18 protein-coding genes are annotated in these 13,574 nt (G+C 63.6%); 15 read left to right on the top strand and 3 right to left on the bottom strand.

The annotated features are described in order from the left end of the window. Positions 1–54 precede the first annotated feature (54 nt). Both E6C76_RS05905 and E6C76_RS05890 read left to right on the top strand, forming a co-directional pair. On the top strand, positions 55–264 hold the full coding sequence (locus E6C76_RS05905; RefSeq protein ID WP_136347318.1) for a hypothetical protein: 210 nt from the start codon (positions 55–57) through the stop codon (positions 262–264). Between the two features lie 768 nt (positions 265–1,032). Beyond that, positions 1,033–1,347, top strand: coding sequence for a DUF736 domain-containing protein (locus E6C76_RS05890; RefSeq protein ID WP_136347316.1), 315 nt, complete (start codon positions 1,033–1,035; stop codon positions 1,345–1,347). A 100-nt stretch (positions 1,348–1,447) separates the two neighbouring features. On the opposite strand, the gene E6C76_RS05885 is transcribed toward E6C76_RS05890, so the two are convergent. The 3 genes from E6C76_RS05885 to E6C76_RS05875 are packed head-to-tail and all read right to left on the bottom strand — an operon-like array spanning position 1,448 to position 3,219. Beyond that, complete coding sequence (locus tag E6C76_RS05885) at positions 1,448–2,284, bottom strand: macro domain-containing protein (RefSeq protein ID WP_136347315.1); 837 nt, start codon at positions 2,282–2,284, stop codon at positions 1,448–1,450. A 33-nt stretch (positions 2,285–2,317) separates the two neighbouring features. Further along, complete coding sequence (locus tag E6C76_RS05880) at positions 2,318–2,881, bottom strand: TIR domain-containing protein (protein WP_136347314.1); 564 nt, start codon at positions 2,879–2,881, stop codon at positions 2,318–2,320. Between the two features lie 8 nt (positions 2,882–2,889). Beyond that, the gene (locus E6C76_RS05875) at positions 2,890–3,219 is read right to left on the bottom strand and encodes a helix-turn-helix domain-containing protein (RefSeq protein WP_456320486.1); all 330 of its coding nucleotides are present in this window, start codon (positions 3,217–3,219) and stop codon (positions 2,890–2,892) included. Positions 3,220–3,499: 280 nt separating this feature from the next. On the opposite strand from E6C76_RS05875, the gene E6C76_RS05870 reads away from it, so the two are divergent. The 13 genes from E6C76_RS05870 to E6C76_RS05800 all read left to right on the top strand — a co-directional run bounded on the left by E6C76_RS05870 (position 3,500) and on the right by E6C76_RS05800 (position 13,570). Further along, the gene (locus E6C76_RS05870; protein WP_136347312.1) at positions 3,500–3,850 is read left to right on the top strand and encodes a DUF2958 domain-containing protein; all 351 of its coding nucleotides are present in this window, start codon (positions 3,500–3,502) and stop codon (positions 3,848–3,850) included. A 345-nt stretch (positions 3,851–4,195) separates the two neighbouring features. Continuing rightward, positions 4,196–4,966, top strand: coding sequence for a DUF2285 domain-containing protein (locus E6C76_RS05865; protein WP_136347311.1), 771 nt, complete (start codon positions 4,196–4,198; stop codon positions 4,964–4,966). 111 nt (positions 4,967–5,077) lie between these two features. Further along, positions 5,078–5,362 carry a helix-turn-helix transcriptional regulator gene (locus E6C76_RS05860; protein WP_136347310.1) on the top strand — a complete coding sequence of 95 codons (285 nt, stop codon included), beginning with the start codon at positions 5,078–5,080 and terminating at the stop codon, positions 5,360–5,362. Positions 5,363–5,388: 26 nt separating this feature from the next. After that, positions 5,389–6,234: a replication initiator protein A gene (locus E6C76_RS05855; RefSeq protein WP_136347309.1), complete on the top strand. Its 846-nt coding sequence runs from the start codon at positions 5,389–5,391 to the stop codon at positions 6,232–6,234. Positions 6,235–6,475: 241 nt separating this feature from the next. Further along, entirely contained in the window at positions 6,476–7,114 is a 639-nt protein-coding gene (parA, locus tag E6C76_RS05845) for a ParA family partition ATPase (protein WP_136347307.1), read from the top strand. Continuing rightward, positions 7,111–7,395 (top strand): chromosome partitioning protein ParB, encoded by a 285-nt coding sequence (locus tag E6C76_RS05840; protein WP_136347591.1) that lies wholly within the window; start codon positions 7,111–7,113, stop codon positions 7,393–7,395. The genes parA and E6C76_RS05840 overlap by 4 nt, the downstream gene beginning before the upstream one ends. Further along, positions 7,392–7,937, top strand: coding sequence for a DUF2840 domain-containing protein (locus E6C76_RS05835; RefSeq protein ID WP_136347306.1), 546 nt, complete (start codon positions 7,392–7,394; stop codon positions 7,935–7,937). Before E6C76_RS05840 ends, E6C76_RS05835 begins: the two co-directional genes overlap by 4 nt. After that, positions 7,934–8,533: a S26 family signal peptidase gene (locus E6C76_RS05830; RefSeq protein WP_136347305.1), complete on the top strand. Its 600-nt coding sequence runs from the start codon at positions 7,934–7,936 to the stop codon at positions 8,531–8,533. Before E6C76_RS05835 ends, E6C76_RS05830 begins: the two co-directional genes overlap by 4 nt. 436 nt (positions 8,534–8,969) lie before the next feature. Then, positions 8,970–10,952 (top strand): relaxase/mobilization nuclease domain-containing protein, encoded by a 1,983-nt coding sequence (locus E6C76_RS05820; protein ID WP_136347303.1) that lies wholly within the window; start codon positions 8,970–8,972, stop codon positions 10,950–10,952. Positions 10,953–11,028: 76 nt separating this feature from the next. After that, positions 11,029–11,394, top strand: a complete 366-nt coding sequence (locus E6C76_RS05815) for an ArsR/SmtB family transcription factor (protein WP_136347302.1) — start codon at positions 11,029–11,031, stop codon at positions 11,392–11,394. Between the two features lie 63 nt (positions 11,395–11,457). Next, a complete protein-coding gene (locus E6C76_RS05810) occupies positions 11,458–12,546 on the top strand; it encodes a flavin-containing monooxygenase (protein ID WP_136347301.1) in 1,089 nt (362 codons plus the stop codon). A 210-nt stretch (positions 12,547–12,756) separates the two neighbouring features. Next, on the top strand, positions 12,757–13,089 hold the full coding sequence (locus tag E6C76_RS05805; RefSeq protein ID WP_211090122.1) for a PadR family transcriptional regulator: 333 nt from the start codon (positions 12,757–12,759) through the stop codon (positions 13,087–13,089). Between the two features lie 124 nt (positions 13,090–13,213). Next, positions 13,214–13,570, top strand: coding sequence for an arsenic metallochaperone ArsD family protein (locus E6C76_RS05800; RefSeq protein WP_136347300.1), 357 nt, complete (start codon positions 13,214–13,216; stop codon positions 13,568–13,570). Positions 13,571–13,574 lie beyond the last annotated feature (4 nt).

The raw sequence follows: 13,574 nt of genomic DNA, 5'->3' as shown, positions 1-13,574 counted from the left end.
TGCTCCGATGAGCGCCCCGGTTCGATCGGGGCGCTTCACGTTGAGGAAGCCACCATGAACCGCAACTCCGCAAGCAGCCCCCGCATGGCAGCAGTCTATGCCCCCGGCACCGTGCGTGCCCGCCGCTGGCACGGCGATGGCGACGTGCGCGGCTATCGTCCGCCTCGCGGCTGGACGGCCCGCGCCGACCTGACCGACATTCACCCCATCACAGGCCACGCCTTGCCGCGTGCCGCGTGGTGGATTGTCGAGACGAAGGAATAACCCGATCAGCACCGCGCCCAGGTCGTTCCGCCCTGAGCGCGGTGAAAAGCAAATCCGGGCGCGGCAGTGGCCGCGCCCGGTGTTCAAGGCCAAAAGCCAGAACGCCCCTTCGCCGCCTTCGGACAGGCGGCGAAGGGGCGGCGCACAAGTGGCCTTGTGCGCGGAAAACCTCTCGAAGCCCATAAGTGCGTCGGCGCACAGCACCGACGACATTCAGAACGCGCCCCGCTGCAATGGGCAGGGCTTGTGGGGCTACGCCCCGGCTTGCTGCGACAGGTTGCACGAATGCGTGCCGTCCTCGACGCTGGCAGTTCGACGCCTGTACGTCACGAAGGACGGTTCACCGACACGCCGCCCGGCCCTGCAATGGAGCTTCCAAACTACGCCTCATGCAAGAGGCCGCCTGCTACGTCAGTGGCGCTTGCGCCCTTGTCGCCGGGTGTTGTCCTTGCCCGTGTCAGGGTACAGGCCGGTGAAGCCGTCGCGCGGGGATGCCGAGTCGGCCATGTCTCCATTCGGGAGCGGGCAGCCAGTACGTCCTTGTGTTGTTGTGAATCCTGGCGGTGGCTGGGCTTCATGGCCGCAACCTTCCAGCGAAAACAATTTCCCCTGCGCTGCACGCATTCCTCGCGGGACAAATTCTTTTCGCTTCCAGGTTCTCCACGGTGTTGCGACCGCTGCGCGGTGCGGCCAGCCCATCCCCCGCCGGACGGATCACAACAAGGACGCACTGGCGCGACCTTGTTCAACCCGAAAGGAGAAATCATCATGGCTAACATCGGCACCTTCACCGCAGAAAAAGACGGCTTCACCGGCCAGCTCCGCACCCTGACCCTCAACGTCAAGGCCAAGCTGGTTCCCAACGACAAGGGCGAGAACGAAAGCGCCCCGGACTTCCGCCTTCAGGCGGCCGGCCACGACTTCGGCGCGGCGTGGAAGAAAACCAGCGAGGCCGGGCGGGATTACCTGTCGGTGGCCATCGACGATCCTTCATTCCCGGCGACGGTCTATGCCCGCCTGATCGAAGGCGAGAACGGCACGCACGACCTGATCTGGTCGCGCAGCAAGCCCAAGGCGACCTGATGGCCACCCACCGCGCCCCGCCCATTGCGGCGGGGCGCGGTGCTGCTGATCGTGGCACCTACGGGAAGTAGGCTCGCCCCGAGCGGCTATGAGGGCGGAACTACACACCGTTCCTGGCGGATTTGATGTCGAGAAGATTGATCTGGTCGATCTTGTCTTTGTGGATCACGATGGTCAGCTTCGCGGGATACTTGAATCGCATCTCGCTGATCCTGAACGTCCACAGCATGATCTTCAGGAGATCCTCGTCGGAAATATTCTTGTGTCCTTTGATTCGCGTGATACCTGAGCCGAAGATCGTGGCCGATACGCTTTGCTGCGCATATACGTTGTTTACCTTGTCCCAAAAATTGATGAGAAACTCAAGGTACTCCGGCATCGTCAACAAAGCTTTGTTGTTATCGTCGAACTTGGAGAATGCGGTCAGGAGGTAGTCTTTATACAGGCAGATCGTGCCTATCTGATATCTTTTCTTCTTACCCTGTTTTCTGGCCTCGTTCTCATCCAGAACTTCACTGCCGTCAAATGCGTATTCGTCAATGTGGCGATCCAGCTCGGAGATAGGGACACCAAGATGCTTCTGAATGAAAACGCCATTCAGGGAGGTCTCACCAATAATCTTGTTGTCCACCTGCGTGTCGAAATACTCATTGAAGGCAATTGCCTTCAATCCTGGTTGCTGAAAAATGTCCCCGGTCTTGATCGAAACATCGCTGCCCTCAACACTGATGTCGATGCTGTTCAGGTTGTTTGACCAGAGCCATATAAATAGGTAGATGAGCGCCAGAAGTGCCAAGAAAGCCAAGCCGACGTTCAGCTTCCACTCGGCAGGAATGTCATAGAAAATAACCGCAAATGACAGTGCGCCACTGACGACGGAGGTGGTCTCAAGGAATTTTCTAACAACCCGCTTGTCAACAAAACTGACTTTCGCCATAAGGTTCTTCCACTCGCCTTAAAGATTGGCTACTTACGGCGTGTACCAGTAAAAATTCGGATTTCCTTTACTCCCCACCATGAACTCACTGTTCTGCAACGCCTGTTTTATGAGGTCTTTATTCATCGGTACGTGAAGTGTGGGCACTTTGCTCATCGAATCCCGGAACACAGGAAGATTTCCCCAAAGATTCTTGACCGCCTGCTTCAATGATCCACCGACAAGTAGGCTTTCCTTGGTGGTGTGTTCGGGATAGATGACGATGACGGGCAATCCCTGATCGTTGATCCCGTAGTCGATTTCTTCTCGAAGGGCACGGGAATTCGACGTGATCGAACTCAAAATGAAGATGATGTTCTTTGAGTTCCGAAGGCGCTCCCTGAGCCTGGGCTTCAGGGTATATTCCCAATCGCTACCATCGCGGACACTGTAAGTTTTGTCATGCGAATCGACGAAGGGGAACGTCGCATCAGCACCTTTCCACATCCGCAGGGTGTTGTAATACTGAAAATCCTTCGTCGCATTGGCACCTAGCGAGCTGGTATGGAATGGCTCTGCAACGTAAAAGGCGGTGTAGTTTCCATTTCGATATGCCATGTCTCTCCTCAATCTCTATCAGGGTTCAGTACCGCATCAAGTTCCTGGCGCACCTGAGCCAGCAACTCGTCGGCCTTGTGCGTATCGTCGCCGGCGTAGGCCAGCGTCAGCAACGTCAACGGATGCACTTCCATGACCTTGCACAGCTCGGTCAGTTTGTGCAGGGTCGGGCTTTTCAAGTCGCGCTCCAGCGTACTCATATAGGTGCGGCTGGACACGTCGGAGAACGCTTCCTGGCTCAAGCCTCGCGCCTTCCTGACTGTCCGTATTGCCGCTGCTAATGAGTGTTTCGCTGCCACCAACCTGGTTTCCTCGTAAAAACCAAGATGACAGCCCATTGCGCCCTATAGGGCTACAATCTATAGTGTTCATTCATGGCTGACTGGCCCGCTTTCGTGCTTTTACGGAAATCCGCATCTGCGGATTCCGACAGAACCGGGGAATCGCATCCGTGTCTTTCCGGCTTCCTACAATTCCACTTCTGCGCTTCCGTTCTTCTACGGATGCGATGACTTGTGCATCCGTGCTTCCACACGAATGCACGGATGCGGTTCGGCGGTTCTGCGCTTCGGCACAAAAGCGTATCCGCGCATCTTCGGTTTCGTGGGGAGGCAGCCCATGACCTTGCCGCTTGTCACCGCTGATGAACGCGCCCGGCTGCTGGCCCACGGCGCGGCGCTCGCCGCTGGTCAGCGGCTCGACCCGCTGCCCGTGGTGCGTTTGTTCACCCCGGACGCGCATGCGACCTGGCTGCTGGTGTCGCTCAATCCTGCCGATGGCGACACGGCCTATGGCCTGATCGACCTCGGCATCGGGATGCCTGCGTTGGGGACGATCAAGCTCTCCGACCTGGCTGGCATCGTCGGGCCGCGCAAGCTGCCAGTGCGGCGGGATCGGTATTTCCAGGCGGTGCGCCCGCTGTCGGAGTATGTCCGGCTGGCGCAGGAGAACGGTTCAATCACGGACTGATGAAAGCCAGCGCAGCCCGGCCAGCCGGGGCGCACCGTGACTATTTCAGTCTTGGTCAAGACCGGATAAGTCTTGTTCCGCATTCTTGCACCGAAGCGGTGCGACCCTGCTGCAAATAGTCCTGATCCTTGACGCAGGCTGCGGCACGGTATCCGGTGCTACGCGCCATTTTCCTGACCGCGTAGCCGTCGCATTCAGACGATTTACGCATTGCGCCGGAGCCAAATGGTCTTGACGCCGATAGTTACAGATTATCCGTGCTTGATGACGACATGATGGCGATTTGATGGCTCCCGCACGGCGAAACCCGTGGCGACGCATCCCAAGCAACAGGGAGGTTTCGCCATGACTGATCAAAGCGCCGAACACTGGTATCCGACAGCGGCTTATCTCTACGTCCTGCACCTCGACGGCCCCACGCTGGCCTGGGAGTACCTGCGCCGAAATCCCGGCTACCGCCGCGACTGGCAGCGCCGACGTCGCCGGCCAGACGCAGCGCAGGCTTGGGGCCTGCGCCTGCTGGAAGACCCGGCCCTGGATGCCCGCGACGCGCATCCAGCCTGGTTCCCCGATCACGATGCCGTGGTGCAGCTTTATCCAGATGCAGACCCGCCACCCGAAGCCCATGCCTTCGAGTTCTGGCGCGTTCCTGGCCACAAGCACCTGATCCACGACGGCAAGCGCCTGGTGCTGGTATCGCATTGGCCCGGCTGCTGCCTGCGGCTCGCGCTCGGGCCGGGCCTGGAGGACGGCATGGCCTACCTCTACGCCACCCGCGCCTGCGCCACGCCCTGCGTGCGCTATCGCACGCTCGCGGCCGAACTGGATGCCTTGGCCGCCGCCACGGTTGCCGTGCCTGCGGCGGCGGCCCATTCCCGGCCCACGCCGGCAGCGGTGCTGGAACTGCACACCTTGCAGGCGCTCGATGCGACCTTGGCGGGCGCGTCCTTGCGCGAAGTCGCCGAAGGGTTGTTCGGCGCGGATGCGGTCGCGACCGATTGGCACAAGGACAGCGCCTTGCGTGCCCGCGTGCGGCGGCTAGTGCGCCGTGGCAATGCGCTGATGCACGGCGGCTATCGCCGCCTGGCACAGCTTCCGCTGCTGCCGTTGCAGTAGGGGGGACGTTTTGCGTCCCCCGCAGATCGTCCCTTAGCAAGAAGCCTCGCTTTCTTGAAAGTGCCTCTATCCGGCCGCGTGGTGTGGCCGGGCTTGATGGAGGTACACCCCATGCGACCAGCTCCCTTGCGGCCTGCCGCCGCTGCTGTCGCTGCGCACGCGCAGCCCCAACGCTACCTGACCAACGACGAAGCCGCCGAGTACCTGCGCCTTTCGCCGCGCACGCTGGAGAAACAGCGCGTGATCGGCGGCGGCCCGAAGTTCCGCAAGTTCGGCCGCCGCGTCATGTACGCCGTGAGTGACCTCGACGCCTGGGCCGATGCTCGCAGCTTCGAGGCGACTTCCGACCCGGAATACGCCGAACGCCACGCGGGCGATTACCGTGATGGCCGCTGATCGCTGGCGCGTGGGTGGCCGTTGCCATGTCCAGCCCACCAGGGCAAGCCTTGCCGCAGCGCGAACAGCTCGACCTGTTCCGTGCGCTGCCGGGCGACATGGCACCCCGCGACAGCCAGGACTTGATGGCCTTTCCGTTCTTCTCGCTGGCGAAGTCGCGTCGCATCGCGCCGATCGATTTCCGCGCCGGCGGCATCACCATCCGCGTGGAAGGCACAGCCGAGCATGGCATCGCCACGATATGGGATGCCGACGTGCTGATCTGGGCCGCCTCGCAGATCGTGGAGGCACGCGACGCGGGCATCCGCCCGTCGCGCTGGATACGGGCCACGCCCTACGAGATCCTGCGCTTCATCGGTCGCGGCACGTCCCTCAACGACTACCTGCGGCTGAAAGCCGCGCTCGACCGGCTGCAATCGACCACCGTTGCCACGTCCATCCGCGAAACCACAGGAAGGCGATTGCATCGCTTCTCGTGGATCAACGAGTGGAAGGAGCTGGCCGATGCCAGCGGCGTGCCGCTGGGCATCGAACTGATCCTGCCGGACTGGTTCTATGCCGGCGTGCTCGATGCCGCCCTGGTGCTGACCATCGACCCAGCCTATTTCCGCTTGAAGGGCGGCATCGAACGCTGGCTGTACCGCCTGGTGCGCAAGCACGGCGGCAAGCAGCCGGACGGCTGGCAGTTCGACTTCCAGCACCTGCACCGCAAGTCGGGAAGCGCGGCACGCTTCTCCGACTTCGCCTACGACCTGCGTGCCCTGGTGGCGCGGCAGTCGTTGCCCGGCTACGTCCTGGGCATCGAGCGGATGCCGGACGACGGAACGGAGCTGCTGACCTTCCGGCCCGTGCTGCACACGGCACGGGGATAACTGCGGGAAAAGGTGTGGACGGCCTCGTGCTATCAGGAGTACCGGGTATCGTGCTATCAGGAGTACGCCTATCGTGCTATCAGGAGTACGAAAACGCCGGAAAGCCAATAACGGCGCGGGTTTGCGGCCCCTCTAACTTACCTAACAATAAATACATAACTTTTAGTAGAAGCGCGCCGTTTCGGTGGACAAGCACCAAACGGCACGGACAGGCCGGCTTCCCAACACGGAGGGCCACGCCATGATCCTCGCTCTGCTCAACCAGAAAGGCGGCGTCGGCAAGACCACGCTCGCCACCCACATCGCGGGCGAACTGGCGCTGCGCGGCCAGCATGTCGTCCTGCTCGATGCCGACCCGCAGGGTTCATCACTGGACTGGACGCAACGCAGAAGCCAGCAAGGCTTGCCACGGCTGTTCAGCGCCGTGGGCCTTGCCCGCGAAACGCTGCATCAGGAAGCGCCAGAACTCGCCAGGCGGGCCGATCACGTCGTCATCGACGGCCCGCCGCGCATTGCCGCCTTGGCGCGCTCCGCGCTGCTGGCGGCCGAGCGCGTGCTGATCCCGGTGCAGCCCAGCCCCTACGACCTTTGGGCCAGCTCGGAAATGGTTTCGCTGATCCGCGAGGCGCAGGTGTTCCGGCCTGCGCTGCGCGCGGCCTTCGTCATCAACCGGCGCGTCAGCACCACCATCATCGGCCGCGAGGCGCGGCAATCACTCGCCGAACAGCCGCTGCCCGCGCTGCACTCGGAGGTGCATCAGCGCATCGTCTTCGCCGACAGCGTGGCCGCTGGCCGGCTCGCACGCGAGACAGCGCCCGACAGTGCCGCCGCCCGCGAAATCACCGTCCTGGTGGACGAACTGCTGCGGTGGCCGACATGACAGCGCAGCAGCCATCCAACAACAAACGCACGGGCAAGCGCGTCGGCATCGGCGCACGTCCGCCCGCGAATCCGCACGCCGAGGCGTGGATTCGCCAGGGCGATGCCGATGTGCTGGGCAAAGGCGACCTCTACACCGCACGCCTGACCCTCGACATTACGCCCGCCATGCGGGCGCGCATCAAGGTGTCGGCCTTCACGCAAGGCGTAACCGTGGCCGACCTGCTGCGCGGCCTGCTGGAGCGGGAGTTTCCCGAGCACCGCAGGGAGAACACACCATGACCACATCCGCTTCGCCTGCCGCTGGCGCGGCCACGGCTGCGCTGCCGCTGCATCCCGCAGCACTCGCCGGACAGGCCGGCAACGTGCCGCTGACGCGCGTTTCGCTGGCCTACCTCGAACACCGCTTCAAGCTCTACCTGCGCTTCGGCGAACCTGCGCGCACGCTCCAGCTCGACCGCTGGCGGCGTTGCGCGGTGTTCCTGCCGGGCGCGATGCTCTGCCGCATCCGCTGGCAGGCGAACGACTACGGCACGATCCGCTGGCAACTCATGGTGATGCAGACCGCTACACCGCTCAATGCCGTGCAGCGCATCCCCGGCGTGCAGCCCGGCGCGCGCCTGCTGCTGCACGCCGAAGGCGATGCCAACGTGCGTGCCGTGCTGGAACGCATCGACGGCATCGAGGCGCTGGGCATCGCCACCATCGACGTGTCGCCCGCGTACTGGCGCACGCTGGGCAACCGTCTGGCAGCCCGCCTTGCGCTGCCCGACTACACCGCCGAGCGGCACGCCGCCTGGCTAGCCGGGAAGGTGCTGCCATGACCGCCCCGACCACCACGGCCACCACCACAGGCACCGCGCCACGTCCTCGCTCGCGCCTGCGCGTTCGCATCATCGTGGCGACACTGGCCGCCATCGGCTTCGCTGCGCTGGCCTGGGTGGCTTTCGTGTCGCCGTTGCCACGCCTGACCTACAACCCGTCCGACAGCGTGGCGGTCGGCTGGTATCGCATCGACCCGTTCGACGGTCGCACCGCCTCGCTGCCACGTCCGTTGTCCGTGGACAGCATCGTGCTGGTGCCGCTGCCGGCCACGGCTTCCGCGCTGGCTGCGCAGCGCGGCTACCTGCCGACGCGCATTCCGCTGCTCAAGCGTGTGGGCGCAGTCGCGCCGCAACACGTCTGCATCGTCGCCGGTCAGGTACGCATCGACGGCGTGCCTTCGGCCGCCGTGCTGCCTGCCGACCGGCTGGGCCGGGCGCTGCCGTCCTTGCCGCTTTGCCGCCGCCTTGAACCGGGCGAACTGTTCCTGTTGAGCGTGACGAATCCGGCATCGTTCGACAGCCGGTATTTCGGCCCGATCAGCGCATCCGCCGTGATCGGCGTTGCACGCCCGATCTGGCTGGAGACACGCCCATGATGGCCGCCGATTCGCTGCGCTCCGGCGTGCCATCGGGCATGTCGTTCTGCCGTCTGCTGCCGTGTCTTCGCGCCTGCCGTGCCGGTGCATTCGCACCGCACGTCGCGCTGCCTTCGGCGCAGCCGTCCAACGTGCAGGCGTCTTGCCTCGAACGCGCCCGGCCTGCGGCCATTGCCGCGTTCGCCGGTGCGCTGGCTGCTCACGCAGCAGCGCCGCCGGGCCGCCGATGCCCGGAGCGCCAGCGAGGGGCACAGGCGGAAGGCAAGACAAAAGGACGCGGCACCGGGCCGCGTCGAAAGCCAGTCTGCACATGGGGGGAACACGGCACGGAGCGGCTTCGCCGCCGTGCCGTGTTCGGCGCGAAGGTCGCGCCAATGCAGGCATGTCCGCGTGCTTCGCACGACTGGACACGCCAGAGCTTGCCGGGAGAACGGCCATGACCGACCGCCGCGACGACGATTTCCGCGTGCGCCCAAGCGCCCCGAAGAACCGGGGCAAGGGCCAGGGGCAGAGCTTTGTTTCCAAAGTGCTCAAGCAGGCCGGCAAAGCCAGCAGCGGCAAGTCGGCGGTGCGCCGTCCTGGGGCGGCTGGCACCGGCCAGCGTCCCGGCTCGCGCCTGGGGCGCGGCCACACGGCAGCGCGCTTCGCCGGGGCGAAGCTAACGCCCATGTCGCGGCGCGTGACCATCAAGACGCTGCTGGTCAATCACCAGCGGGCCAGCCCACAGTCTCTCGCCAAGCACCTGCGCTATGTCGAACGCGACGGCGCGGGCCGTGATGGCGAACCGGGCCGGGCCTACGGGCCGCAGGCCGACGAAGCCGACCTGGACGCCTTCAAGGAACGCTGCGCCGACGACCGGCACCATTTCCGCTTCATTGTCTCGCCCGAGGATGGAGCCGAGCTGGACGACCTGCGCACTTATACCCGCCATCTGGTGAGCCGCATGGAAGCAGACCTGGGCACGCGGCTGGACTGGGTAGCAGTTGATCACTGGAACACCGATAACCCGCACACCCACCTGATCGTGCGCGGACGCGACGACACCGGCAAAGACCTCATCATCGCCGGCGACTACATCGCCCACGGTTTCCGCCATCGTGCCGCCGAGTTGGCGACCGAATGGCTGGGGCCGCGCACCGAGTTGGAGATCCAGCAGACCTTGGGGCGCGAGGTGGAACAGGCGCGGTGGACAAGCCTGGATCGCACCTTGCAGCGCGAATCCGGCGAGGATGGCCGGGTGCAGATCGAACGCTTCAGCGAGCCGAACTTGCAACGCCAACGCCTGCTGCTGATCGGCCGCTTGCAACGCTTGCAGCGTCTGGGCCTGGCCGACGAGACGCAGCCCGGCACCTGGGCCATTCATGCCGATGCGGAAAAGACCCTGCGTGCCCTGGGCGAGCGTGGCGACATTATCCGCACGATGCAGCGGGCCATGAGCGGGCAGCCGCGCGAGCTGGCAGTGTTCGAGCCGGGCGACGATGGCAGAACCATCCTTGGCCGCGTGGCCGCGAAGGGGCTGGCCGACGAACTACACGACCGGGGCTATCTGGTCATCGACGGCACGGACGGCAAGGCCCACTACGTCGCGCTGAATGCCCGCGACGAGCTGGCGAACTATCCCACAGGCGCGGTGGTGGAAGTGAAGGGTTCGACCGACGTGCGCGCGGCCGACAAAAACATCGCCGCGCTGGCGAGCGATGGCCTGTACCGCGCCGATCACCACTTGGCAATCGAACAGGGCCGTGCCAAGGACGGGCGCGACCCACAGGAAGTTGTCGCGGCGCATGTCCGGCGGCTGGAAGCCCTGCGCCGGGCCGGCATCGTGGAGCGCGTCGCCGAAGGGCTATGGGAGGTGCCGGACGACCTGGCCGAGCGTGGCCGCCAGTACGATGCGCAGCGCCTGGGCGGCGTGGCCGTGGAGCTGAAATCTCACCTGCCCATCGAGCGGCAGGCCCACGTGATCGGGGCCACCTGGCTCGACCAGCAGTTGATCGGCGGTGGCTCGGGCCTGGGCGACCTGGGCTTTGGCGGCGACGCCAAGCAGGCCATGCGGCAGCGTGCCGACTTCCTCGAAGAGCAGGGGCTAGCCCAACGACACGGCCAGCGCGTCATCCTCGCCCGCAACCTGCTGGGCACGCTGCGCAATCGGGAACTGGCGCAGGCCGCCAAGGACATTGCCGCCGAAACCGCCCTGGAGCATCGCCCGGTAGCCGACGGGCAGCGCGTGGCCGGTATCTACCGGCGCTCCATCATGCTTGCCAGCGGGCGCTTCGCCATGCTGGACGACGGCTTGGGTTTCACGCTCGTACCTTGGAAGCCCGTCATCGAACAGCGGCTGGGCCAATCCCTGGCTGCCACAGTCCGCGGCGGGCATGCCTCCTGGGAACTCGGTCGCCAGCGCGGCCCGTCCGTCGGCTAAAGATCGAATTAATTATGCGTGCGCATATATGCACATATAATATGTTGCCACCTGACCCCGACAGCCCCGACAGAAGATGAACGACCCGACCCAAGAAGCACTGCGCACCCAGGCCATCAACTCGGCAATAGCCGTGCTGGACGACCCGCTGTTCAAGGCGTTGCAGGAAACCTCGCGTGTCGCCGTCCTGCGGCAACTGATGCTGCTTGGCCGGGCGGACGTGGGACAGATCGCGGAGAAGCTGCCGCAGGAGCGTTCGGTGATTTCGCGGCACCTGCAACTGCTGTTGGAGGCCGGGATCGTGCGCATGGAGCGCGCAGGGCGTCATCGCATCTACGAGGTAGACGGGCCGGCGATCATGCACAAGTTCGAGGTGATCTTGCGTGAAGTTGGCCGACTCGCGCCCTATTGCTGCCCTGCGAACGGGGCTAGGAACAAATGATCGTTCGCCCCTTTTTTTGTTCATTGTGTGCATGTATGCGCATATATAGATGATAAATTGACCATGAAGATATTGCAGACCCTCGTCATCGGCGGTGGCCAAGCTGGCTTGGCCACGGGCTGGCACCTTGCGCAACGGCAAATTGACTTCCTGATTCTGGAAGCCTCCGACCGCTCCGGCGGCGCGTGGCGAAGCTACTACGACAGCCTGGAGTTGTTCTCGCCCGCTGGCTACTCCGCGCTGCCCGGCCTGCCGTTTCCGGGGCCGCAAAGGCGCTACCCGCACCGCGATGAAGTCGTGGGCTACCTGGACGAGTACGCGCATAAATTCCGGCTGCCGGTTCGCGTCGGCGAGAAGGTGGTGAACGTCGTCCGTGATGGTGACGCATTCGAGGCGGTGACGGCCAGCGGCCAACACTACCGCGCCAAGACGCTTGTCGCAGCCTCCGGCGCGTTTGGCATGCCCCATGTTCCGGCCATCGAGGGACAAGAGCAGTTTCGTGGGTGCATGCTGCACAGTGCCGAGTATCTGAATCCCAAGGGATTCCTGGGGAGCCGCATCGTCGTGGTTGGCGGCGCGAACTCTGCCGTGCAAATCGCCACGGAGCTTGCCGGTGTTGCCCGCGTGAAGCTGGCCACCTTGCAGCCGATCCGCTTCTTTCCGCAACGCATCCTCGGACTGGACTTCCATTTCTGGGTGAAGTGGACGGGCCTGGAGCAAACGCGCTGGCTCAACGACCAGAGCACGCCGGTACTCGACAACGGCAAATACAGTCACGCAATCAAGACCGGACGGGTGCAGCGCCAGGAAATGTTCACCCGCATCACCGAGCGCGGCGTGATCTGGCCAGATGGAACCGAAGAACAGGTGGATGTTCTGCTATTCGCCACGGGCTTCCGCCCGAATGCCTCCTATCTCCGGGAACTGGGCGCTGTCAGCGCCGACAACCGCCTGGCACAGCAGAACGGCATCGCCCAAGGCATTCCCGGCCTCTACTTCGTGGGCTTTCCACGGCAGCGCAACTTCGCATCCGCCACTCTGCGCGGTGCGGGCGCCGATGCGGCGCACATCATGCCGTACCTGATTGAGTACTTGCGCGAGAGCGATCAGCAAGTCGGCAAGGCGAACACGACAGAGGCCAGGACGCCATGAACTCGATGCTTGGCTTGCCCTTCATCGCGGCTCGTGATCCTGCACTTGTGACCGCAGACTCATGCACCACAGGGAGTGCCCTCCATCCGGCCAGGCACCGCCCCAGGAGGGGATTTTTTCGGTTGCTGCTTGATACCTTGATGGACAAGGTATATAGTTACGCTCATGGTTAAATCGACGACTTCCCTCAAGACCGTAGAGCGCACACCGGTGGACTATACCGACCGGTTGTATTGGAGCGGCATCATCAAGATGAGCCTGTCCAAGTTCTTCATCCTGAGCGTGCTGCAAAAGCGGCCCATGCACGGCTATGAGATCGCACGTGAAGTGGAGTGCTCGACCCAAGGTTGTTGCGCACCTACCGAAGGCACCATCTACCCGGTGTTGCGTGAGTTCGAGCAGGGCGGCTATGTCACCGCGCATACCGAAACGGTCGCAGGCCGTGGACGCAAGGTTTACACGTTGACCGACAAGGGCCGCGAAGCCTTCACGGTGGCGGTAGATGCTTGGATGGAGGTGGCTGCGCACATCACCCGTCAGTAATGGCGTTTTTTTTTGAATACAGGCATTGACCATCTATGTATTGACGTACCATCTATCGACCATCGATACATAGACCATAAGTAACTACATTTCCGTTTTCACCGACCTCTCGAAAGGAGCCCAAATGCCCACCATCGAAATCTTCGAGCCCGCAGGATGCTGCGCCACCAGCAGCGTCGTGATCGACCAAGCCGCGCTGCACTTCAACGCCGACATGGATTGGTGCAGGCAGCAGGGGCTGGAGATCAAACGCCACAACCTGCTGAAAAATCCGCAGAGCTTCGTCAGCAATCCGCGCGTCAAGGAATTCCTTGACGTATCGGGCACGCAGTCGCTGCCGCTCACGCTGGTCAATGGCGTGATCGCCCTAACGGGCCGCCTGCCGAACCGCGAGGAACTGGCTCGCTGGTCTGGTGCCGAGTCCATGCAGGCCGGCAGCACGCCGCCAACGCCCTGCTGCAACCCTGCCGCACGCGCCTGAGTGC

It is taken from the genome of Pseudothauera nasutitermitis (assembly GCF_004801295.1).
Classification (GTDB): Bacteria; Pseudomonadota; Gammaproteobacteria; order Burkholderiales; family Rhodocyclaceae; genus Pseudothauera; species Pseudothauera nasutitermitis.
Note: the sequence above shows the minus strand (reverse complement) of the source record. Positions and strands in the feature narration are given on the sequence as shown.

Bases quoted from the DNA above. Each gene is read 5' to 3' on its own strand.
- E6C76_RS05890 (WP_136347316.1), top strand. From the start codon at position 1,033: ATGGCTAACATCGGCACCTTCACCGCAGAAAAAGACGGCTTCACCGGC.
- E6C76_RS05855 (WP_136347309.1), top strand. From the start codon at position 5,389: ATGTCCAGCCCACCAGGGCAAGCCTTGCCGCAGCGCGAACAGCTCGAC.
- E6C76_RS05830 (WP_136347305.1), top strand. From the start codon at position 7,934: ATGACCGCCCCGACCACCACGGCCACCACCACAGGCACCGCGCCACGT.
- E6C76_RS05835 (WP_136347306.1), top strand. From the start codon at position 7,392: ATGACCACATCCGCTTCGCCTGCCGCTGGCGCGGCCACGGCTGCGCTG.
- E6C76_RS05905 (WP_136347318.1), top strand. From the start codon at position 55: ATGAACCGCAACTCCGCAAGCAGCCCCCGCATGGCAGCAGTCTATGCC.
- E6C76_RS05840 (WP_136347591.1), top strand. From the start codon at position 7,111: ATGACAGCGCAGCAGCCATCCAACAACAAACGCACGGGCAAGCGCGTC.
- E6C76_RS05810 (WP_136347301.1), top strand. From the start codon at position 11,458: ATGAAGATATTGCAGACCCTCGTCATCGGCGGTGGCCAAGCTGGCTTG.
- E6C76_RS05885 (WP_136347315.1), bottom strand. From the start codon at position 2,284: ATGGCGAAAGTCAGTTTTGTTGACAAGCGGGTTGTTAGAAAATTCCTT.
- E6C76_RS05860 (WP_136347310.1), top strand. From the start codon at position 5,078: ATGCGACCAGCTCCCTTGCGGCCTGCCGCCGCTGCTGTCGCTGCGCAC.
- E6C76_RS05865 (WP_136347311.1), top strand. From the start codon at position 4,196: ATGACTGATCAAAGCGCCGAACACTGGTATCCGACAGCGGCTTATCTC.
- E6C76_RS05875 (WP_456320486.1), bottom strand. From the start codon at position 3,219: ATGGGCTGTCATCTTGGTTTTTACGAGGAAACCAGGTTGGTGGCAGCG.
- parA (WP_136347307.1), top strand. From the start codon at position 6,476: ATGATCCTCGCTCTGCTCAACCAGAAAGGCGGCGTCGGCAAGACCACG.
- E6C76_RS05815 (WP_136347302.1), top strand. From the start codon at position 11,029: ATGAACGACCCGACCCAAGAAGCACTGCGCACCCAGGCCATCAACTCG.
- E6C76_RS05880 (WP_136347314.1), bottom strand. From the start codon at position 2,881: ATGGCATATCGAAATGGAAACTACACCGCCTTTTACGTTGCAGAGCCA.
- E6C76_RS05800 (WP_136347300.1), top strand. From the start codon at position 13,214: ATGCCCACCATCGAAATCTTCGAGCCCGCAGGATGCTGCGCCACCAGC.
- E6C76_RS05820 (WP_136347303.1), top strand. From the start codon at position 8,970: ATGACCGACCGCCGCGACGACGATTTCCGCGTGCGCCCAAGCGCCCCG.
- E6C76_RS05870 (WP_136347312.1), top strand. From the start codon at position 3,500: ATGACCTTGCCGCTTGTCACCGCTGATGAACGCGCCCGGCTGCTGGCC.